Origin of the sequence: Streptomyces sp. P17 (assembly GCF_032436805.1) — a bacterium.
Lineage (GTDB): Bacteria > Actinomycetota > Actinomycetes > Streptomycetales > Streptomycetaceae > Streptomyces.
The window spans coordinates 1-21,290 of the sequence record NZ_JAVRBF010000035.1; the positions used below are offsets into that span (position 1 = coordinate 1).

The 21,290-nt window shown below is 71.0% G+C and carries 18 protein-coding genes and 1 pseudogene; 15 read left to right on the top strand and 4 right to left on the bottom strand.

The features are described from left to right. Positions 1-689 precede the first annotated feature (689 nt). Positions 690-1,983 (bottom strand): annotated as a pseudogene (locus RMT89_RS22615) (MFS transporter). Between the two features lie 83 nt (positions 1,984-2,066). Here RMT89_RS22615 and RMT89_RS22620 point away from each other — a divergent pair. From RMT89_RS22620 to RMT89_RS22655, 8 genes are all read left to right on the top strand, one after another. Continuing rightward, positions 2,067-3,023 carry a LysR family transcriptional regulator gene (locus RMT89_RS22620; RefSeq protein ID WP_315885587.1) on the top strand — a complete coding sequence of 319 codons (957 nt, stop codon included), beginning with the start codon at positions 2,067-2,069 and terminating at the stop codon, positions 3,021-3,023. Positions 3,024-3,180: 157 nt separating this feature from the next. Beyond that, on the top strand, positions 3,181-4,362 hold the full coding sequence (locus tag RMT89_RS22625; RefSeq protein WP_315885588.1) for a hypothetical protein: 1,182 nt from the start codon (positions 3,181-3,183) through the stop codon (positions 4,360-4,362). After that, positions 4,362-6,539, top strand: a complete 2,178-nt coding sequence (locus RMT89_RS22630) for a glycosyltransferase (RefSeq protein ID WP_315885589.1) — start codon at positions 4,362-4,364, stop codon at positions 6,537-6,539. The genes RMT89_RS22625 and RMT89_RS22630 overlap by 1 nt, the downstream gene beginning before the upstream one ends. After that, positions 6,536-7,795 carry an acyltransferase gene (locus tag RMT89_RS22635; RefSeq protein ID WP_315885590.1) on the top strand — a complete coding sequence of 420 codons (1,260 nt, stop codon included), beginning with the start codon at positions 6,536-6,538 and terminating at the stop codon, positions 7,793-7,795. The genes RMT89_RS22630 and RMT89_RS22635 overlap by 4 nt, the downstream gene beginning before the upstream one ends. Before the next feature lie 96 nt (positions 7,796-7,891). Further along, positions 7,892-8,482, top strand: coding sequence for a hypothetical protein (locus tag RMT89_RS22640; RefSeq protein ID WP_315885591.1), 591 nt, complete (start codon positions 7,892-7,894; stop codon positions 8,480-8,482). Next, a complete protein-coding gene (locus RMT89_RS22645; RefSeq protein ID WP_315885592.1) occupies positions 8,479-8,781 on the top strand; it encodes a DUF6317 family protein in 303 nt (100 codons plus the stop codon). Before RMT89_RS22640 ends, RMT89_RS22645 begins: the two co-directional genes overlap by 4 nt. Continuing rightward, a complete protein-coding gene (locus RMT89_RS22650) occupies positions 8,778-10,169 on the top strand; it encodes a hypothetical protein (RefSeq protein WP_315885593.1) in 1,392 nt (463 codons plus the stop codon). Before RMT89_RS22645 ends, RMT89_RS22650 begins: the two co-directional genes overlap by 4 nt. 8 nt (positions 10,170-10,177) lie before the next feature. After that, the gene (locus RMT89_RS22655) at positions 10,178-10,768 is read left to right on the top strand and encodes a hypothetical protein (RefSeq protein WP_315885594.1); all 591 of its coding nucleotides are present in this window, start codon (positions 10,178-10,180) and stop codon (positions 10,766-10,768) included. On the opposite strand, the gene RMT89_RS22660 is transcribed toward RMT89_RS22655, so the two are convergent. Together RMT89_RS22660 and RMT89_RS22665 are read right to left on the bottom strand one after the other, a co-directional pair. Continuing rightward, complete coding sequence (locus RMT89_RS22660) at positions 10,751-11,257, bottom strand: hypothetical protein (protein WP_315885595.1); 507 nt, start codon at positions 11,255-11,257, stop codon at positions 10,751-10,753. The genes RMT89_RS22655 and RMT89_RS22660 overlap by 18 nt on opposite strands. A 67-nt stretch (positions 11,258-11,324) precedes the next feature. Further along, entirely contained in the window at positions 11,325-11,936 is a 612-nt protein-coding gene (locus tag RMT89_RS22665) for a hypothetical protein (RefSeq protein WP_315885596.1), read from the bottom strand. A gap of 119 nt (positions 11,937-12,055) precedes the next feature. Between RMT89_RS22665 and RMT89_RS22670 the strand changes: the two genes are divergently transcribed. The 3 genes from RMT89_RS22670 (at position 12,056) to RMT89_RS22680 (ending at position 15,712) form a co-directional block, all read left to right on the top strand. After that, positions 12,056-12,880, top strand: coding sequence for a hypothetical protein (locus tag RMT89_RS22670; protein WP_315885597.1), 825 nt, complete (start codon positions 12,056-12,058; stop codon positions 12,878-12,880). Positions 12,881-13,046: 166 nt separating this feature from the next. After that, positions 13,047-14,429, top strand: coding sequence for a nitrate/nitrite transporter (locus RMT89_RS22675; RefSeq protein ID WP_315885598.1), 1,383 nt, complete (start codon positions 13,047-13,049; stop codon positions 14,427-14,429). 122 nt (positions 14,430-14,551) lie between these two features. Continuing rightward, positions 14,552-15,712 (top strand): uroporphyrinogen-III synthase, encoded by a 1,161-nt coding sequence (locus RMT89_RS22680; RefSeq protein ID WP_315885599.1) that lies wholly within the window; start codon positions 14,552-14,554, stop codon positions 15,710-15,712. A 143-nt stretch (positions 15,713-15,855) separates the two neighbouring features. On the opposite strand, the gene RMT89_RS22685 is transcribed toward RMT89_RS22680, so the two are convergent. Beyond that, positions 15,856-16,341, bottom strand: a complete 486-nt coding sequence (locus RMT89_RS22685; RefSeq protein ID WP_315885600.1) for an anthrone oxygenase family protein — start codon at positions 16,339-16,341, stop codon at positions 15,856-15,858. A 165-nt stretch (positions 16,342-16,506) separates the two neighbouring features. Here RMT89_RS22685 and RMT89_RS22690 point away from each other — a divergent pair, with 165 nt between their 5' ends. The 4 genes from RMT89_RS22690 to RMT89_RS22705 all read left to right on the top strand — a co-directional run bounded on the left by RMT89_RS22690 (position 16,507) and on the right by RMT89_RS22705 (position 21,163). Continuing rightward, positions 16,507-17,109 (top strand): CGNR zinc finger domain-containing protein, encoded by a 603-nt coding sequence (locus RMT89_RS22690; protein WP_315885601.1) that lies wholly within the window; start codon positions 16,507-16,509, stop codon positions 17,107-17,109. Positions 17,110-17,367: 258 nt separating this feature from the next. Continuing rightward, complete coding sequence (locus RMT89_RS22695; RefSeq protein WP_078598885.1) at positions 17,368-17,952, top strand: sigma-70 family RNA polymerase sigma factor; 585 nt, start codon at positions 17,368-17,370, stop codon at positions 17,950-17,952. A gap of 50 nt (positions 17,953-18,002) precedes the next feature. Further along, the gene (locus tag RMT89_RS22700; RefSeq protein WP_315885602.1) at positions 18,003-18,779 is read left to right on the top strand and encodes a zf-HC2 domain-containing protein; all 777 of its coding nucleotides are present in this window, start codon (positions 18,003-18,005) and stop codon (positions 18,777-18,779) included. An 83-nt stretch (positions 18,780-18,862) separates the two neighbouring features. After that, positions 18,863-21,163 (top strand): UvrD-helicase domain-containing protein, encoded by a 2,301-nt coding sequence (locus tag RMT89_RS22705; RefSeq protein WP_315885603.1) that lies wholly within the window; start codon positions 18,863-18,865, stop codon positions 21,161-21,163. Positions 21,164-21,290 lie beyond the last annotated feature (127 nt).

The following is a 21,290-nucleotide window of genomic DNA, read 5'->3' on the forward strand; positions in this document are numbered from 1 at the left end:
TTCTGCTCTCGGTCCGGCCGGTGGTCCTCGGCCCGCCGGTTCCGGTCTGCCGGTCTGCTGTTCTGCTCTCGGTCCGGCCGGGACGGCAGGCAGTGGCCCGGGCGGACACACCGGTGCGGCGGCTGTCGGGGGCGGCCCGGAGAATGACGGCCCCGTTCCGCGTCCCGCCGGGTCCGGACCGTGGCCGGCCCCGCATCCGGGCCGGGGGCCGCACGCCACCGGCCCGTGCCGCACCATCGGCCGGCCGGGCCCTCCGGGTTCCGGACACTCCGGCGGCTCCGGTGGCCGTCGGCGGCCGGGGCGGGAACCCCGGCTTTCATTGTCCACCCGGGTGCCGAAAACCGCATGCCAGGACGGCAGTTGCCCCGGGCGCCCGAGTGTCGGCGGCCAAGAGCAGTATGCATCGTGAGCAGGGCAGGTCGGGTGAACCGCCCCAGGTGAGGTGGAGGCTCGATTCCATGTAAGGATCCGAGTCATGGCACGACCCTCGATGTAACCGCTCGAGCCTCAGCATTACCTGGATGACGCCACAACACCTGCAGACGGAGTTCACGTAGGGGCTCAACTGGAAGACTTGGACACGGGGGCACAACTTCCTGAGCGCCCTCGGCGGGCTGGTTTTTGCTCACACATCTGCCAACTCCCGCCGGGGGCCCTCGCGTTATGGCAGGAATCGGCCCGTCCGGCCGTCAGCACCGCTGATCAGCGTGGTCGGGCACTTGGCGGGGCGCGGTGCTGGAGCGTGACGTCATCCGGGGCGGCAGCAGGGTCGCCTCCGGTACGGCGGTGCCGGCCAGCTTGCGCATCAGCAGTTCCACCGACCGCTCGCCCACCTCGGCGGTCGGCAGGGCGACGTTGGTGACCGGGACACGGACGGTGGCGGCGGTCTCGTCGGGGCAGATGGCCGTGACCGACAGATCGGTGGGGACCCGGAGGCCGAGTTGTTCGAAGGCGTCGACGAGAGGGTCCAGCAGGGGTTCGTTGTGGACGACCACTCCGGTCAGCGCGGGCTGTTCGCGCAGGAGCCGTTCGGCCACCGCGCGGGCGGCGCCGGGCGCGGTCTCGCAGGGGTGCACCGAGGAGGCGAGGCCGCAGCGGTCGGCGGCGGCGGTGAACCCCTCGACGACCCGCTGGGCGAACGCGGTCCGGCGTACGTACACCTCCGGCGGCGACCCGACCAGCGCCACCACCCGGTGCCCGAGCCGCGCCAGATGCTCCACGCAGGCCTCACCGGCCGTCTTGAAGTCCAGGTCGATGCGGCAGCCGTGGGTCGTGCAGCTGGACGTCCATCACGATCAGCGCGTCGACGAGGGCCGTGTCCGCGACCCGCCGCAGCCCCTCGTCGCCCTCTTCCTGGGTGAGCTGGACCGGGGGTTCGGTGGAGCGCTGGGCGGTGAAGAGCGCCATGCCCGCGACGAGGAGCACCGCGCCGGTGAGGGTGCCCGCCTCCGGGAAGAGCGCCCCGCAAAGGAAGGCCGCGAGGACCGGGCCGAGCATGAAGCACAGCTCGTCCGCCGCCTGCTCGAAGGAGTTCGCGGTGTGCATCGCGTCCGGGTCGCCCTTCAGCAGGTGCGCCCAGCGGGCCCGGGACATGCCGCCGGTGTTGGGGGTGGTCGCGGTGGCGGCGTACGCGGCGAAGAGGGTCCAGTCGGGGGCGCCGTTGCGAGTGCACAGCACCAGCGCGAGGCTGCCGAGGACCGCGAGGAGGGTGGCGGGCAGGGCGATACGGGCCTGTCCGTGGCGGTCGATCAGCCGCGCGGTCCAGGGAGCGACGAGCGCGGTCGCCGCGAGCCCGGTCGCCACTACGGCCCCGGCGAGGGCGTACGAGTCCCGGGTCCCGGCGATCATCAGGACCGCGCTCACACTGAACATGCCCATGGGGAGGCGGGCCATGAGGTTTCCGGCGGTGAAGGCGCGGGTGCCGGGTATGGAGAACAGGCGGCGGTAGGCGGAGGTCGGGGATGCGGTGGTCGGCTGCGGCATGGAGCAACCGTCGCCCGGAGTGGATCAAGGGGTCCAACACCTTCTCCGTACCGATTCACGCACCTGCGTTGTAAGTTCCCGTCATGCCTGATCCCCGCCTCCTGCGTGCCTTCCTCGCCGTCGCCGAGGAACTGCACTTCACCCGCGCCGCGGCCCGGCTCTACGTCGCCCAGCAGGCGCTCAGCCGGGATGTACGGCGGTTGGAGCGGGAGCTGGGCGCCGAGCTGTTCGTGCGGACCACCCGGCAGGTGACGCTGACGGCGGACGGGGAGCGGCTGGTGCCGTACGCGCGCCGGGTGCTGGCGGCGCAGGAGGCGTTGGTGGGGGCGTTCGGGCAGGCCAGACCCCTGCTGGTCGACCTGAACTCGCCGGGGCTCGACACCGGGCGGCGGGTGCTGGGGCGGGCCCGCGAACTCGCCCCTGATCATGAGCTGATGGCCCGCTACGAGAGCGGCCTGACCGGAGCCGCGGCCGAACTGCTCGCGGGGCGTCTGGACGCCTCCTTCGGACGGTTCGCCGGCCTGGACCCGGCGCCGCGGGCGGGCCTCGACCACCAGCCGGTGCGCTACGAGCCGATGGCGGTGATCCTGCCCGAGGACCATCCGCTGGCTTGTTTCGACGCGGTGCCGCTCAGCGCGCTCGCGGGCTCGGCTGTCTACGCGGGAGCCGGGAACCCCCGGACCCCGGAGTGGACCGGCCTCGCGCACGAACTGTTCGACGGGCGGGGCATCGAGGTCGCCGCGCCCGCGCCGGTCGCCGTCGGTGACGAGGAGTTCCAGCGGGTCATGACGAGAACGCGGACACCGGTTCTCGCCGTGGTGGGCTTTCCGGCCATGCCCGCATCGGTGCTGCGGCCCCTGATCGATCCCGTACCGCTGTCACCGGTGTCGCTGGTGTGGCGCAAGGGGCTGGTGCACCCTGGATTCGACGCCCTGCGGCGGGCCGCGGCCGAGCTGGCGGCGGAGGAAGGCTGGCTCCGGATACCCGCCGACGGATGGATTCCGGCCAGTGCCAAAGTCACGATGCGGCTCCACAAATGACACGCGGCCAACACAGAACTCACTCGTGCGCTACATTCATCGCCTGAGCACAGTGTGATAAAGGGGGCGCTCGGACCGGGTGGGGGCCTGGGTTCGATCGACGGGTGCTCAGTGTCGTACGCGCGCCCGGAACTGTCCCGTGGGGGGATGTGCGCGCGTGAAGAATTGGCGGGAAGACGCCCAACCGGAGTGGCCGGAGGCGGCATCCGGAACCAAGTCGACCCCGACTGCCGAGGGTGGTGTCCAGGCGTTTCCGGAGACCGCTGCCGGCAAAGTGGTGTCGACGGAGGCCGACGAGACGAGGGTGCTGCCGAAGACCACAGCGCCCGACGGCTCCGCCGCGGAGGGCCGGGCCGATCTGACCGAGCTGCTCTCGGCGTTCGACCGGTTCGACCGGACGGCGGTGATTCCGGGGGCGGGCGGCGCCGGCGCGAAAGAGGCGCCGCGTAAGTCGCGCACGGGGGGCGAGGTGTTCACTCCGCGTGCGGGTGCTCGTACTCCTGCCGTGGCGGCCGCGCCCCGGGAGCCGTTCCCACCCGGGGGCGGACCCCGCGAGACTCCGCCGCCTGTGCGCGATCCGTGGGACGAACCGGTCGATTCCGGCCACACCCACGATCCGCACGAGGTCACCATCCAGCTGGACGGCATAGGCCTCCAGTTCGACGGTTCGCTGCATGCGGTCAAGGGCGGCCCCGGCGGCGGTGGTGCCAAGGGCTCCGAGGGCCCCGTCTTCGTCGACGAGTCCGGCCGTCGCAGCCAGCGCTTCCGGCGGCTGGGCATCGTCGTCGGCATCGCCTGCGCGGTCTACGCCGTCGTCATCGTCGCCACCCTGCTGTCCGGGAACTCCAACGCCCCCTGGCTGCCGGTCCAGGACCCGAAGAAGGACACCCCCGCCGGCCAGGTGGACACCTCGCCGCTGCCCGCGGAGTCGGCGCCGCCCGCCGACACCGACGACGTCGTCCCGGGCGCCTCCCCCTCCGCGAGCGACGGTGTGACGCCCTCCCCGGGTGCAAGCGCCACCGCGCCGGACGGCTCCGGTACCGCCGAGGATCCGGGCACGAGCAGCGACCCCGAGCCGACGGCGACCAAGCCGACCACACGGCCGGGCACCGACACGACGCCTGACCCGGACCCCACCGACACGGCGACCACGCCCGACCCCGAGCCCACCGAGACGGACACCGGCGAGCCCACACCGGACCCGACCCCGACCGAGGAGCCCGGCGACACCGCGGGCACCGGAACCGACACGGTCGCCCTCTCACCGGTCACCGGCCCGGCCGAGAGGCCGGGCGCCGCCGCAAGCCCGCACGCCCCGTCCCCGGAGTACACCCTCTGATGGCTTCCCGCACCAGCCGTCGGGGCGCCGCGCCCCAGGCCCCCGACGGTCCCCGGCGCCGCCGCCTGCCCATGCGCCTGCTCCTGCCCCTGCTCGTCCTCGCCGCGCTGATGGCGATGCTGATGCTGCGGGGGTACGTGCACAGCGAGATCCTGGCCGACCACCGGATCCGCCCCACCGGCGCCTCCGACAAGGTCCCGGAGCAGATCCGCAAGGGCGGGCCGGTCATCGACGCCCGCAGCGGCCGTACCGAGAGCCTGGACATGCCGGACCGCCGGCTCGTCCTCACCTTCGACGACGGACCCGACCCCGAGTGGACGCCCAGGGTCCTGGACGTACTGAAGAAGTACGACGCGCACGCGGTCTTCTTCGTCACCGGCACCATGGCCTCGCGCTACCCGGACCTGGTCCGGCGGATGGTGGAGGAGGGCCACGAGGTCGGCCTGCACACCTTCAACCACCCCGACCTCTCCTACCAGACCAAGAAGCGCATCGACTGGGAGCTGTCGCAGAACCAGCTCGCGCTCTCCGGCGCGGCCGGCATCCGCACCTCGCTGTTCCGGCCGCCGTACTCCTCCTTCGCCCGCGCCTTGGACAACAAGTCCTGGCCGGTGACCGCGTACATCGGCTCGCGCGGCTACATCACGGTCGTCAACAACACCGACAGCGAGGACTGGCACAAGCCCGGCGTCGAGGAGATCATCCGGCAGTCCACGCCCAAGGACGGCAAGGGCGCGATCGTGCTGATGCACGACTCCGGCGGCGACCGCGCCCAGACCGTCGAGGCGCTGGACCGCTACCTGCCGCAGATGCAGGAGCGGGGCTACGAGTTCAACAACCTCACCGAGGCCCTCGGCGCGCCCAGCGCGCACACTCAGGTCACCGGCGTCGAGCTGTGGAAGGGCAAGGCGTGGATCTTCCTGGTCCGGGCCGCCGACAACATCACCGCCGTGCTGGTGGTCGGGCTCGCGATCATCGGGTCCCTGGTCATCGGCCGGTTCATGCTGATGGTCGCCCTGTCCGGCGCACACGCCCGAAGGGTGCGCCGGCGCGGCTTCAGCTGGGGACCGCCGGTGACCGAGCCGGTGTCGGTGCTGGTGCCCGCGTACAACGAGGCCAAGTGCATCGAGAACACGGTGCGTTCCCTGATGGCGAGCGAGCACCCCATCGAGGTCCTCGTCATCGACGACGGCTCGTCCGACGGCACCGCGCGGATCGTGGAGGCGATGGGCCTGCCGAAGGTACGGGTGATCCGCCAGCTCAACGCGGGCAAGCCCGCCGCGCTCAACCGGGGTCTGGCCAACGCCCGTTACGACATCGTCGTGATGATGGACGGCGACACCGTCTTCGAACCGGCCACGGTCCGTGAACTGGTGCAGCCCTTCGGCGACCCGCGCGTCGGAGCCGTCGCGGGCAACGCCAAGGTCGGCAACCGGGACTCCCTCATCGGCGCCTGGCAGCACATCGAGTATGTGATGGGCTTCAACCTCGACCGCCGTATGTACGACATGCTGCGCTGCATGCCGACGATCCCGGGCGCGGTAGGGGCTTTCCGGCGGACCGCCCTGGAACGGGTCGGCGGCATGAGCGACGACACGCTCGCCGAGGACACCGACATCACCATGGCGATGCACCGCGACGGCTGGCGGGTCGTCTACGCCGAGAAGGCCCGCGCCTGGACCGAGGCACCGGAGACGGTCCAGCAGCTCTGGTCCCAGCGCTACCGCTGGTCCTACGGCACCATGCAGGCGATCTGGAAGCACCGCAGGGCGCTGGTGGAGAGCGGTCCCTCGGGCCGCTTCGGCCGCGTGGGCCTGCCCCTGGTCTCCCTGTTCATGGTGCTGGCCCCGCTGCTCGCGCCCTTGATCGACGTCTTCCTCCTCTACGGCCTGGTCTTCGGCCCGACCCAGAAGACGATCGTGGCGTGGCTGGGCGTCCTGGCGATCCAGGCGGTCTGTGCGGCGTACGCCTTCCGCCTCGACGGGGAACGCAAGACCCACCTCATCTCGCTGCCCCTGCAACAGATCCTCTACCGCCAGCTCATGTACGTCGTTCTCCTCCAGTCCTGGATCACGGCGCTCACGGGCGGCCGCCTGCGCTGGCAGAAGCTGCGCCGCACGGGCGTGGTCGAGGCGCCGGGCGGCCCGGCACCGCGTGAACGGAGGCCGGTGGGATGACTCAGGGAGTACCGCAGCAGTCGTACGAGCAGTTCGGGCCGTACGGCATACCGGAGCCGGGGGCCCCCGCCGCGCCCGCGCCGGATCCCGCACCCGCCCCGAGGAAGCCGGGCCGAGACCGCTACCTCGACCTCCTCCGCTCGATCGCGCTGGTCCGCGTCGTGATCTACCACCTCTTCGGCTGGGCCTGGCTGACCGTGCTGTTCCCCTCCATGGGCGTGATGTTCGCGCTGGCGGGCTCGCTGATGGCGCGGTCGCTGAACCGCCCGGCATGGGGTGTGGTCAAGGGACGCGTCCGCCGACTGCTGCCCCCGCTGTGGGCGTTCAGCGCGGTGTTGCTGACGCTGATGTTCGCGGGCGGCTGGAACCCGACGAAGAACACGGAGGACAGCCCGGCCTGGGCGCTGCTGGAGCTGATCAACTACATCGTCCCGATCGGCGCTCCGCCCTTCCCCTGGCTCATCGGCTCCAAGACGGGCCTGCTGGAGGACACCTGGGCGGTCCAGGCGGCGGGCCCGCTGTGGTACCTGCGGGCATACCTGTGGTTCGTGGTCGCCTCCCCCCTGCTGCTGTGGGCGTTCCGCCGGGCCCCCTGGCCGACGCTGCTGGCACCCCTGGCGCTGACGGCGGTCGTGGGCACGGGAGTGGTGACGATCCCCGGCGAAACCGGCAACGCGGTCACCGACTTCGCGGTCTACGGCGGCTGCTGGGTGCTGGGCTTCGCCCACCACGAGGGCATGCTGAAGAAGATCCCGCGCTATGGGGCCGTGTCCGGGTCCTCGCTGCTGATGGCCTTCGGCCTGTGGTGGGCGTCGGGCCATCCGGGCGCGGACGGCTGGAACCTGAACGACATCCCGCTCGCCCAGGCCACCTGGTCCTTCGGTTTCGTGGTGATCCTGCTGATCTACTCCCCCTCCTGGCAGGAACTCCCCGGCCGCCTGGCGAAGTGGGACAAGCTGGTCACGCTCTCCAACAACCGAGCGGTCACGATCTACCTCTGGCACAACATGCTCATCATGGCGACGGTCCCGATCCTCGACCGCGTCTACGAACTCCCCTTCATGCAGGGGGAGCGGGCGGCGGCGACCCTGGACGCGACCTATCTGATGTGGATGTTCTTCCTGGTGTGGCCGCTGATCGGGCTGACGATCATGGCCGTGGGGTGGATCGAGGACATCGCGGCGCAGCGGAGGCCGAGGTTGTGGCCGAATGGTGTGCGTCGTGGGGGAGCCCGGCGGCGCTCGGCCAGGGGCTGACAGTCTGGTGCGGGTGCGGGCCGCTTCCTGCGGGGCGGCGCACCCGCTACCGTAACCACGCCCTCCGCCGATCCTTTTGCGCCACCAGGAGCGTCCATGACCGACACGCGTGCGCCCGTCTTCGGGTTGGTCACGCCCGAGGACTGGTATCGGATTCCGCTGCAACCGCAGGAGCGGCGGGAGGCGTCCGTCGCGGCGCTCATCAAGCGGCAGTTCGCCGGGGTCGACGACCAGCCCGTGCTGCGGCGCAAGGCGGAGGAGCAGTTGCTCGGCGCCGCCGACGCGGGGGTCGAGCAGGGCGGGGTCGTCCTGTACCTCTCCTTCCTTGAGGCCGGCGGCATTCCCTTGTCCGCCTCGCTGCTCGTCTGCCGGATCTTCGAGAAGTTCGACAGCCTCGATGCCGTTGTGGCGCTCGCCGGGTCCGGGGAGGTCGAGCCCGTGAAGCTCCCCGCCGCCGGGCCCGCCGCCCGTCTTCTCCGGCGTGAGCGGCCCAAGCAGTCGCGGAAGTGGGGAACCGAGTTCGAGGACACGGTCGTGGAGTACTTCGTGCCGGTTCCGGACCGGGACGAGGTGTTGTTGTTGACCTTCAGTACGCCACTTGAGCCGATCGCCGACGCCATGGTGGGGCTGTTCGACGCCGTGGCCGGAACGCTGCGTTGGCATCAACCGGAGGGCATAGCGGAGTGAGTAAGAAGCTCAAGGTCTCTACGGACGACCTGCGCACCGCCGGTACCGGACTGCGGACCGTGGCGACCGAGCTCGAAGGGCTCGACAAGCTCATGGACGCCTACGACCGCCGTACCGTCGGCCACCAGACGCTGCACGAGCGGTTGCAGGAGTTCTCCGACGGCTGGGACGACAACCGCAAGAAGATGATCGAGGAGATCAAGGGCCTCGGCACGCTCGCCCACGAGGCGGGCAAGGCGTACACCGAGCTCGACACCGCGCTCTACGACGCCCTCGTGGGCAAGGGGAAGAAGAAGTGACCCGTCCTGCTGACTACCGGTGGGAGGTGCTGGGGGAGAGCGGTGACCCGGTCCCCGGTGACCTCCACGACATGAAGGCGCTGTCGCGACGGTTCGCGGCGACGGCGAAGACCATCACCGACACCGCCGCCGCGCTGCGCCGCATCGGGAACCTGGAGAGCTGGGACTCCGAGGCCGGCCGCGCCTTCGCCGAGAAGGCGAACGAGACCGCGAAGACCGTCAGCAAGGCCCACGACCGGTACGCCGACGCCGGGTCTGCGCTGAAGGAGTACTGCACCGAGCTGGAGAGCGTGCAGGGCGAGGCCGACAAGCTCCTCACCCAGGCGGAGACCAAGGCCGGCGACCTGTCCACGGCCAAGTCCAGCGCCGCGAACCCGCCGAAGGGCACCGACGACGCCGCGCAGGACAAGCTCGACAAGAAGGCCACCGATCTCCAGGACGACCTCGACGGGCTGCGCGGACAGCTCGCCGGGCTGAAGACCCGTCACAAGGAGGCGGGCGACAAGGCCGCCAAGAAGATCCAGGACACGACCGAGGGCGACGGCCTCAACGACTCGTGGCTGGACGATCTGCGGGACACGCTGAAGCTCGTCAGCGATATCGCGGGGGCGATCGCGGCAGTCGCCGGACTGCTCGCCCTGCTCGTCGGCTGGATCCCCATCATCGGCCAGGCCCTCGCCGGTGTGCTCGGCACCATCGCCCTCATCGCGACGGCGATCTCGCTCATCAGCAATGTGCTGCTCGCCATCAACGGCGACGGCTCCTGGGGCGATGTCGCGATGGACGTCCTCGGCCTCGCCACCTTCGGCATCGGCCGCGTCTTCTCCGCGGGCGCCAAGATGGCCGCCACCGTCGGCCGCAGCCGGGTCTGGACGGCGGCCACCCAGTACGTCCGTGGCTGGAACCCCAACATGACCTCGGCCGCCCGCCGCGCACTCGTCGAGTCGATGGTCGGCGCACGCGCCGGCGCGCGGCCCGGGGCCCCGCTGCCCGACGTATCCCTCGCGGCGGCCTTCCGGGGCCTGCCCACCTCCTTCGTCGACGACCTCGGCACCATCCGCAGCAACTGGCGGGACCTGTTCAGGGTCGGCGACAACTTCTCCGCGGCCCGCGACGCCTACCAAGCCGCCGGTCCGCGCGGCCTCGCCAGCATGTACGCGGGCCCGGGCATGGTCGACGAACTCACCCGCATCAAGAACATCGACCCCGCCGACCTGAGCTTCATCGGTACGCCGGACGCCTTCAAGCAGGCCATCGCCTACAACTCCCTGGGCCTCGCCGGCACCGGCACGGGCGCCGGCTCCGACACCAAGAGCTTCATCGGACTGTTCGGCGGCGATCCCGAGATCGATGTCACCGGCTCCGACGCGTCACTGGCGGGAGTGTGAGCCCCGACATGACCTCCCCGACGGACTGGCGGGAGTGCCGGGTCGACCTGCCGGCCGCGCACAACTGGCTGGTGCTGGACCTGCGGGGCGACGACCCCGAGACCTGGGCGCTCGCTCTTGCCGAGCAGCACCTCGGTGACGAAACCGACGAACGGTTGCGTACGGCCTTCGCCGAGGACCTGCTCTGGTACTGGGGCGCCGCCGTACGCCAGGGAGCGCTGTGCGCGGCGGTGCTGGCCCCGCGGGACGACGCGATCGTCGCGAGCTGCACGGTCCGCGAACTGCGGGTCCCGCCGGAGTCGCTGAGCCTCGCGGCCTTCCGCGCGGAGGCGGAGCGGGCGGAAGGGCCGTACTTCGGCGGGGTCCGGGGCGTCTCGGAGGTCGAACTCCCGCTGGGCCCGGCGCTCCGGATCCACCGCCAGGAGCCCACGGCACCGGAAGCCGACCGCGGCGTGATCGTGGAGGGCGTCGCCCACTACATCCTGCCCACCCGGCACGCCACCGCCCTGGAGTGCCGTCTGCTGTGGACGTCGCTCGGCCTCGGCGAGGAACTGACGAAGGTGGCCGATCAGCTGGCGGACTCAGTTCGCCTTGCGTGACGTGGGCTTTGGCATCACGCCACCCAGGCCGAGCTTCTCCCAGGGCACCATCACGAGCGGCATCCAGCTGAAGCCGACGCCGAAGACGGCGACGGTCGTGGTGAGGTCGCGGGGGAGGACGTAGCCGAGCTGGGCGACGGCGACGGCCACCAGCAGGATCCATACGGCGAACACCAGCAGGGCGAGGATCTTGCGCGCGGCGACCCCGGGACCCACCCGCGGCGTGTCCTCACCGGCCCGCACCATGCCGAACAGGATCAGCGGCAGCACCAGCCCGGTGATCCCGCCGAGGCCGATGCAGCCGACCCCCACAGCATGTTCCCCGCCCTCCGGAACCAAGGCGGACAACGGCGACAGCAGCAGTGCCACGGCCGCGAAGGCCCCGAGCACCGTCGTCGCGGACACGACGATCGCCGCCACGGCGAAGAGGACATTTCCGGCAAGGGACCGCTGTGCCTTCGGCCGCTCGGCCCTCGAATCGGCGGACATGGACTCTCCCGTTCCTATGGGGTCCGCTAGAGGATAACGGTGACCGTCCGCAAGGGAAGGGCCGCCGTCACGGATCCAGCAGCTCATCCAGCGCCCGCTCATACGCCCGGAACCCGGCCCTTCCCGACTCCGGCGCGCCCGAGTCGGGGCGCAGGACGGGCGGCAGGCACCTGGCTCGCCAGGTACGGAAGGCGATGGCCGGGGTGCAGCGGCCCGTGCCGTCCGTCAGGGCGGTGGTCAGGGTGAGGATCCCGGTGAGCAGCCGCGCACCCGGTCCCGCATCAGTCCCCGCAACCAGAGCTGCCGCGACCAGCGCGTCCAGGATCTCCGTCAGTTGCAGGTCCGCCCCCGCGCGGCACATCCGGCGAACCGCCCCCGGGCTCTCCGGATCGGGCCGCACGCCTTCCACCCCGCCGGACCACAGGAGGAGGGAGGGAGCGGTGACCTCGTGGTCGCGGAGGTAGCCCAGTTCGTCCGCGACCCCCAGGAACACCGGGCCGAAGGCGCACAGGCCCTGGATGCCCGCCAGGACCTGATGGACCTCGTCCCTCCGTTCGGCCAGGAAGGTGCCGAGCGACACCTCGGCCAGGGACCAGGTGCCGGTCGCCGTCACCGCCCCGATCTCCAGCAGGCCGCCGAGAGGTACGACGACCGAGCGGGCCAGTACGTGTTCCTCCACGAGTCCCCCACACCAAGATCCTGTGAACCCCACGATCGGGGCTCCCGTTGTCGGACCCCCATGGAACACTGGCCGCGTTGCGCAAGTGAGCGGGGTGGCCCGGTGGGGAGAGGGTGTTGATGAGCAAGCGGCAGGTGCGGAAGATGCTGCGGTTGATGGCGAGTGGGGAGCCCGTAGAGCTCACCAGCGCCATGGCCTCCGTGAAGAAGCTCGCCCGGCTCGCCTTCATCGCCCAGCAGTTCGGGTACGAGTACGCGGATGTCCGGCAAGGCGGCAGCCACAACAGCTCGCTCGTGATGCTGCTGGTGCCCGACCACAGCCCCCAGGCCCGCGCCCGCGCCGCGCAGAACTGGGCGCAGTATCCGAACGCCGGTGATGGGCTCTCCGTACCGCCCCTCGTCCCCGACGCCTTCGAGCTGCTCAAGGCCCGGATCAACTTCGACCTGACCGGCAAGAGCGCCGAGAAGCGGATGGTCCTCGGCGCGCTCGGCGGCAGCCTCGGCTGTCTGGCCGTCGCCATGAGGTCCAGCCAGGGCAGCGTCACCTGGGTCATCGCGGGCGTGCTGTGGGTCCTGCTGCTCGGCGGCCTCGGCATCGGCTTCGCCGTCAACCGCAAGCGCAACGCCAAGTTCGCCGCCCGCCTCCAGGCCGCCGGTTTCCAGCCGGTGAACGACGCGACCGGACGGCTGCGGTATCTGCCGGCGGGCGTCCAGGTGCCGGGGCAGGCGAACCCGTTCGCGAGCGGGCCGTACGGCGGTGTCCCGCAGGGCGGTGTGCCGTACGGCGGTGGCCCGCAGGGTGGTCCTTACGGCGCCGCTCCGGCCGCCCCCGGCCCGTACGCCCAGCCGTACCCGCAACAGCAGGCGTACCCGCAGCCGCCGTACCCCCAGCAGCAGCCGCCCCACCCCCAGCAGAACCCCCACTGGCAGCCCCCGGCCCACTGATCCGCCCGCCCGCGTCACGGGAACCTCTCATCCCACCTCCTCACGAGGTGAGAGCAAAGTTCCTTTCCGGTCACCCAGTGCCACAGGCAGGAAACGCGCCCTCCCTACCTTCGGGATCAGCCACTTCCTGGAGTACGACCTGAGCCCGGAGCCCCGTGGAGGCGTCATGACAGCCCCAAGCACAGCCCCCGCCGCGAGCAGGGGAGGCCGCTGGATCGATCACTGGGATCCGGAGGACGAGACCTTCTGGAACGAGAAGGGTGAGAAGATCGCCCGCCGGAACCTCTTCTTCTCCGTCCTGTCCGAGCACATCGGGTTCTCCATCTGGACGCTGTGGTCGGTCATGGTCCTCTTCATGGGCCCGGAGTACGGCCTCACCCCGGCGGACAAGTTCACCATCGTCTCGATGGCCACCCTCGTCGGCGCCGTCGTCCGGGTGCCGTACACCTTCGCCGTCGCGATCTTCGGCGGGCGGAACTGGACGATCATCTCGGCCACAATGCTGCTCCTGCCGACGATCGCCGCGTTCACCGTGATGGAACCGGGGACGTCCTTCACCACGTTCCTGCTGTGCGCGATGCTCGCCGGCGTCGGTGGCGGAAACTTCGCCTCCAGCATGACCAACATCAACGCCTTCTTCCCGCTGCGGAAGAAGGGCTGGGCGCTCGGCCTCAACGCGGGCGGCGGCAACATCGGTGTGCCGGTCGTGCAGCTCGTCGGCCTCGCGGTCATCGGCGCCAGCGGCGGCCCGCGCGTGCTGCTCGGCATCTACATCCCGCTGATCGTGGTCGCCGCCGTCCTCGCCGCCGTCTACATGGACAACATCTCGTCCGTGAAGAACGACACCGGCGCCGCCAAGGACGCGGTGAAGGAGGGACACACCTGGATCATGTCCTTCCTCTACATCGGCACCTTCGGCTCCTTCATCGGCTACAGCTTCGCCTTCGGCCTGGTCCTGCAGACCCAGTTCGGCCGTACGCCGCTGCAAGCCGCGTACGTCACCTTCATCGGCCCGCTGCTCGGCTCGCTGATCCGGCCCGTCGGCGGCGCGCTCGCCGACAAGTACGGCGGCGCGAAGATCACGCTGTGGAACTACGTCGCCATGGCTGCCGCGACCTCGGTCATCATCGTGGCCTCGATGCGGGAGTCGCTGCCCCTGTTCACCACCGCGTTCATCATCCTGTTCGTCCTGACGGGCCTCGGCAACGGCTCGACGTTCAAGATGATCCCCGGCATCTTCCACACCAAGGCCCTCGCCAAGGGCCTCACCGGTGAGGAGGCAGCCGCCTACGGCCGCCGCCTGTCCGGCGCCTCCATGGGCCTGATCGGCGCGGTGGGTGCGCTGGGCGGACTCGGCATCAACCTCGCCTTCCGCCAGTCCTTCCTCTCCGTGGGCTCCGGCACCGGCGCCTTTGTCGCCTTCCTCGCCTTCTACGGTGTGTGCTTCCTGGTCACCTGGGCCGTATACCTTCGCCGCCCGGCCGCGCAGCCGGACGCCTCGACGGCCACTTCGGAGGCGAAGCCGCAGCTCAGCTACGCCGAGGTGTGAGACGGGTGTGACGTAACACCGTCGACATCAAGCCGAACCGAGCCTGTCACGCACCGTTGACAGGCTCGATCGGCATGCGGGTGGAACCCGATATGTGACGACTCGCGAGCGGGACGAGAGTTATGTACGACGAACAGCACAAGCCCGATCACGGGCAACACGGCCCTCTGGCGGGGTTCACCGTCGGTGTGACCGCCGCGCGCCGCGCCGACGAGCTGGGGGCGCTGCTCCAGCGGCGCGGCGCCGCCGTCCTGCATGCCCCCGCCCTGCGCATCGTGCCGCTGTCCGACGACGGTGAACTGCTCGCCGCGACCAAGCAGATCGTGGACCAGGCGCCGGATGTCGTCGTCGCCACGACCGCGATCGGCTTCCGCGGGTGGATCGAGGCGGCCGACGGCTGGGGCCTTGGCGAGGACCTGCTGGACCGGCTGCGCGGTGTGGAGCTGCTCGCGCGCGGTCCGAAGGTGAAGGGGTCCATACGGGCCGCCGGTCTTACGGAGGACTGGTCGCCGTCGTCCGAATCCATGGCGGAGGTACTGGACCGGCTGCTGGAGGAGGGCGTCGACGGGCGGCGTATCGCCGTACAGCTGCACGGGGAGCCGCTGCCCGGGTTCGTCGAGTCGCTCCGGGCCGCGGGCGCGGAGGTCGTGGGGGTACCGGTGTACCGGTGGATGCCGCCGGAGGACATCAGTCCGGTGGACCGGTTGCTGGACGCGACGGTTGCGCGCGGGCTGGACGCGCTGACCTTCACGAGTGCGCCCGCTGCCGCGTCGCTGCTGTCCCGGGCGGAGGAGCGGGGCCTGCTGCCGGAGGTTCTGGCGGCTCTGCACCACGACGTGCTCCCGGCCTGCGTCGGCCCGGTGACCGCGCTGCCGTTGCAGGCCGTGGGGGTGGACACCGTCCAGCCGGAACGCTTCCGGCTCGGGCCGCTGGTCCAGCTGCTGTGCCAGGAACTGCCCGCTCGGGCGCGGTCGTTGCCCGTGGCCGGGCATCGAGTGGAGATTCGGGGACATGCGGTACTGGTGGACGGGGCGCTACGGCCGGTTCCGCCGGCCGGGATGTCCCTGCTGCGGGCGCTGTCCCGGCGGCCCGGGTGGGTGGTCGCGCGGGCGGAGCTGCTGCGCGCGCTGCCGGGTGCCGGGCGCGACGAGCATGCGGTGGAGACGGCGATGGCCCGTCTGCGGTCGGCTCTCGGTACGCCGAAGTTGATCCAGACGGTGGTGAAGCGGGGGTACCGGCTGGCGTTGGATCCGGCGGCGGATTCCAAGTACGCGGACGTGTAGGTACCGATGGGGGTGGGTGGATGCGGCTAGAAGTGTCCTGAAGATCTTGCTTGGGCCGCCCCGATCACCCAGGTTCGCCCGCAAAAATCGATCGGGGCAATCCGGTGCAAGTCGGGCGGGTTTTCAAGGTTCTCAGTGGTCTCCTAGGCGGCGCGACCGCCCGCGGGCTGACGTACCGACCCCCACGCCAGGCACCCCAACCCCACCGTCGACAGCACTCCCCGCACCACGTTCCAGCCCACCCAGGCGCCCTCGAACTCCTCCCGCAGCACCGCCGGATCCCCTGCCTCCATCAAGGCGTCGTTGAGCGGGATGTTGATCAGTACCGTCACCAGGAACGCCAGCACGTTCGCCGCCAGTGCCGCCCACATCCACCGGCGCCCCGGCGCGCCCCGCAGCTGCCACGCCGCCACTGCCGTCAGCACCGGCGCCCCCAGGAAGCTCAGCAGGAACACCGGGTTCTGGATCACCTCGTTGATGTTCCGCATGACCTCCACGTACACCTCGTCCGAACTCCGTCCCAGGCCCGGCATCACCGCGCAGGCGAAGACGTAGAAGGTTCCGGCGAGCAGACCCGTGGTGATCGTGGCCGCGGTCGAGGTGGCTGTCCGAGATGCTGTTGTCGTCATGCGATCAGTCAATCGGCCGCCCGCCCCACGGAACATGGCCCTGACGCGCGCCGGCATACGCACGCGTCCACGAGGGGTTCCGGGCGCGGAAGCGGGAAGGCACTGTTAGAGGGAACGGTTCGTCCGGGGCCGGACCCGGGGTGACCCCTAGGCGGTGACAGGCACATGGCACTGGGTACGGCCACGTTCTCGTACGAGCTGCGCTTCGACGCCGGACGGATCTGTCTGGATCTCCTCGCCACGACCCACCCGGTGGAACGGCTCGACTCCGTCGAGGTGCTGTGCGCGTGGATCACCGGGTCCGGGCTCGTCCCGGCGGGGACCCCGCTCGGGCACGCCGACGCGTCCTGGCTCGTCGACTTCCGGGAACTGCGCGGCCGCATCGACCAGTTGGTCCGCGGCGCGCTGTCCTCCGAGGTCAGGTCCCGGTCGTCGTACGGCCCCGCGCTCGCCCGGGTGAACGACGCCGCCCGCACCGCGCCCCCCGCCCCGCGCGCGATGCGTGCCCAGGACGGCACGCTCGTACGGGAGTTGGAGGGGCCGCCGGAGCGGGACGCGCTGCTCGCCGCCGTCGCCCGGGACGCCGTGGAGCTGTTGACCGACCCGTCGGCGATGGCCGCGCTCAGGCAGTGCGAGGGCGACAACTGCCCGATCGTCTACCTCGACACCTCGCGCGGCCGCCGCAGGCGCTGGTGCAGCAGCGAGGTGTGCGGGAACCGGGAGCGGGTCGCCCGGCATCGACGGCGGGCCGCGCTCGCCCGCGCCTGACGGTCCGTTATGCCCCTTCTGGGGCGCGGCTGTCGAAGTGATTTCGATTACACATCGTTTACCTTCGCTTGGTTCGGACCTTGCGGCTCGATCTTGCCTCCGTGGCGGAAATGTAAAGACATTGAGGGGGGAATGTGCCCCGGTGTCCCCTCCGTCATGTCACCCCGGAGAAAACTGTCACCCCACTTTGAACACTCAACCCGCCCGGTGCGTACGGGTGGTGGAGCGACCGACTGGGGGAACCCCCGGACATCGGAGGTGGGCGTGCGCAAGGATGCGGCCGTGGCCAATGAACGTGGATCGAGGGCCCGACATCGCATGTCCCAGCCCTCGGTGGAACCTGACGAGGAGCTGATGCGTGCTCTGTACAGAGAGCACGCCGGACCCCTGCTCGCGTACGTCCTCCGACTGGTCGCCGGTGACCGGCAGCGCGCCGAGGACGTCGTGCAGGAGACGCTCATCCGTGCCTGGAAGAACGCCGGTCAGCTCAATCGAGCGACCGGATCGGTACGCCCCTGGCTGGTGACGGTCGCGCGCCGCATCGTCATCGACGGCCACCGCAGCCGGCAGGCCCGGCCGCAGGAGGTCGATCCGTCGCCGCTGGAGGTCATCCCCGCGGAGGACGAGATCGACAAGGCGCTGTGGTTGATGACGCTGTCGGACGCGCTCGACGACCTGACCCCCGCCCACCGGGAGGTGCTCGTCGAGACGTACTTCAAGGGACGTACCGTCAATGAGGCAGCCGAGACGCTGGGCATACCCAGTGGCACCGTCCGCTCACGGGTGTTCTACGCCCTGCGGTCGATGAAGCTGGCGCTGGAGGAGCGGGGGGTGACGGCGTGATGAACACATACGGGGGATACGGAGCAGGGGGCCCGGGTATGTCTGGCCCCATGCAGGGATCGCAGGGCTCTTCGGGCGCGAACGAGCACGAGACCGTCGGCGCCTACGCCCTCGGGATCCTCGACGACGCCGAAGCAACCGCTTTCGAGATGCACCTCGCGACCTGCGAGTGGTGCGCCCAGCAGCTCGACGAGCTCGCCGGGATGGAGCCGATGCTGGCCGCGCTCGCGGACCTGCCGGGCTCCGGCACGCCCGCCATCGGCGAGTCGCTGTCGGCGAAGCCGAGCCCGAGGCTGGTGCAGAAGCTGGTCGACGAGGTCGCCGAGCGCCGCGCGATGACCCGCCGCCGCAGCTTCTACATGGTGGCCGCAGCGGCCGCCCTGATCGTCGGCGGTCCGGTCGCCGCGATCGCCACCACCACCGGCGGCGACGACGGCGATACGTCCACCGATGCACACGCCACCAGCCCAGCCAAGGCCGCCTTCGACGTCATGACCGACCGGGTCTCCGGCCGGGACGCCTCCACCAAGGTCTCCGCGACCGTCGCCATGGAGCCGAAGGCCTGGGGCACCCACGCCGTGCTGGAGCTGAAGAACGTCACCGGCCCGGAGAAGTGCTCCCTGATCGCCGTAGGAAAGAACGGCGAGCGCGAGACGATCACCTCCTGGTCCGTCCCCAAGTGGGGCTACGGCATCCCGAACGCCAAGACCGAGCAGGCCAAGCAGCCGCTGTACGTGCACGGCGGCGCGGCCTTCGCGCCCGAGGACATCGAGCGTTTCGAGGTCATGACCTTCGAGGGCAAGCGGCTGGTCGAGGTGGCCGTCTGAGGCCACACACCGCGGACGCATAGCTTCCAGGGCCCCCCTTCGCGTACGGTTGACGGCTGCCCAGCACGTCAGAAGGGGGCCCGGTGGCCGCACAGGCTCAGCAGGAAACCGCGGTCGGCGCGGTCCCGGACTCGGTCCGGGACCGTGAGATCAGCGTCGAACAGGAACACCTGGACCGGGTGTACCAGCGTCTTGAGGAGAAGATCCACGAGGCGGAGTTCCTCATGCACGACGCGGCCAAGCGCGGCCAGGTCGGCACCCCCGGCGCCCTCGCGGAGCGGGACGCGCAGGTCTTCCGGGCCGGCGTCCACCTCAACCGGCTGAACAACGAGTACGAGGACTTCCTCTTCGGCCGGATCGACCTGCTGCCCGGCAAGGACGGCAAGAAGGGCCCGGACGGCGCCTACACCGCCGTGGAGCCCGCCGAAGGCGCGGTGCGCTCCGACAACACCGCCGACATCGCCGAGACCCTGCACATCGGGCGGATCGGAGTCCTCGACAACGACTACACCCCGCTGGTCATCGACTGGCGGGCCCCCGCGGCCGCCCCCTTCTACCGCTCCACCCCGGTCGACCCGGGGCGTGTGGTCCGCAGAAGGGTCATCCGCTCCAAGGGCCGCCGGGTCCTCGGAGTCGAGGACGACCTGATGCGCCCCGAGCTCAAGGCGTTCCGGGACGGCGAGGAGCTGCCCGTCATCGGCGACGGCGCCCTGATGGCCGCGCTCGGCCAGGCCCGCACCCACACCATGCGGGACATCGTCGCCTCCATCCAGGCCGAGCAGGACCTCGTCATCCGCGCCCCCGCCGCCTCCGTGACCTACGTCGAGGGTGGCCCCGGCACCGGCAAGACCGCCGTCGCCCTGCACCGCGCCGCCTATCTGCTCTACCAGGACCGGCGCCGGTACGCGGGCGGCATCCTGATCGTCTCCCCGACCCCGCTGCTGGTGGCGTACACCGAGGGCGTGCTCCCGTCCCTCGGCGAGGAGGGCCAGGTCGCCGTCCGGGCCATCGGCTCACTGGTCGACGGCGCCGAGGCCACGCTCTACGACTCCCCGTCCACGGCCCGCGCCAAGGGCTCGTACCGCATGCTCAAGGTGGTGCGGAAGGCCGCGCGCGGAGCTCTGGAGCTGAACGATTCTCCGACCCGGCTCCGGGTGGTCGCCTTCGGCCGCCGGCTGGAGCTGGAGGCCCATGAGCTGGCCGCGATCCGCCGCAACGCCCTCGGCGGCACCGCCCCCGTGAACCTGCTGCGCCCGCGCGCCCGCAAGCTCCTCCTGGACGCCCTGTGGAACCGCTCCGGCGGCGCCGCCCGGCACACCGACCCCGAGCTCGCGGCCGAGCTGCGTTCCTCCTTCGACGAGGACGTGACCAGCGAGGACTCCTTCATCGAGTTCCTCGACGCCTGGTGGCCGGAGCTGACCCCGAAGGCCGTGCTCGCGGCGATGGCGGACGAGCGGCGCCTCGGCCGCTGGGCCCGGCGCGTCCTCAACCCGGGCGAGGTCCGCCGGGTCGCCCGCTCCCTGCGCCGGGACGGCTGGTCGGTGCACGACATCGCCCTGCTCGACGAGCTCCAGGCGATCCTCGGCGCCCCGGCCCGCCCGAAGAAGAAGAAGCGCGAACTGGACCCCCTCGACCAGCTCACCGGCCTGGAGGAGCTGATGCCGGTGCGCGAGGAGACCCAGCGCGAGCGCGCCGAGCGCCTCGCGCAGGAGCGCGTCGAGTACGCCCACGTCATCGTCGACGAGGCCCAGGACCTCACCCCGATGCAGTGGCGCATGGTCGGCCGCCGCGGCCGGCACGCCACCTGGACGGTCGTCGGCGACCCGGCCCAGTCCTCCTGGTCCGACCCGGACGAGGCCGCCGAGGCCCGCGACGAGGCCCTCGGCACCCGCCCGCGCCGCCGCTTCCAGCTCACCGTGAACTACCGCAACCCCGCCGAGATCGCCGAGCTGGCCGCGAAGGTGCTGGCACTGGCCATGCCCGGCTCGACCTCCCCCTCGGCCGTCCGCTCCACCGGCGTCGAGCCGCGCTTCAGCGTCGTGGAGCAGTCCCTGGGACACACCGTCCGTCAGGAGGCCGCGCGACTGCTGGAGCGGGTCGACGGCACGGTCGGCGTGGTCGTCGCCATGCAGCGCCGCGAGGAGGCCGCCCGCTGGCTCGCCGGACTCGGCGACCGGGTGGTGGCCCTCGGCAGCCTGGAGGCAAAGGGACTGGAGTACGACGCGACCGTCGTCGTCTCACCCGCGGAGATCGCCGACGAGTCCCCGGCGGGCCTGCGGGTCCTCTACGTCGCCCTCACCCGCGCGACCCAGCAGCTCACGGTGGTCTCGGGCGGGCGCGACGAGCCCGACGCGGCGGGGGTGCCGGATCTTCTCCGGGACTGACTCGCGAGACGGGAATGGCCTTACGGGCCGGGTTTGTTAGCCTGGGTGTGGCACCGGCCCGATCCAAGCCCCCGGGCCCAACCTTCGTCGCTACGAGCGACCACTTGCCGCGAGGCGAGCATGGCGG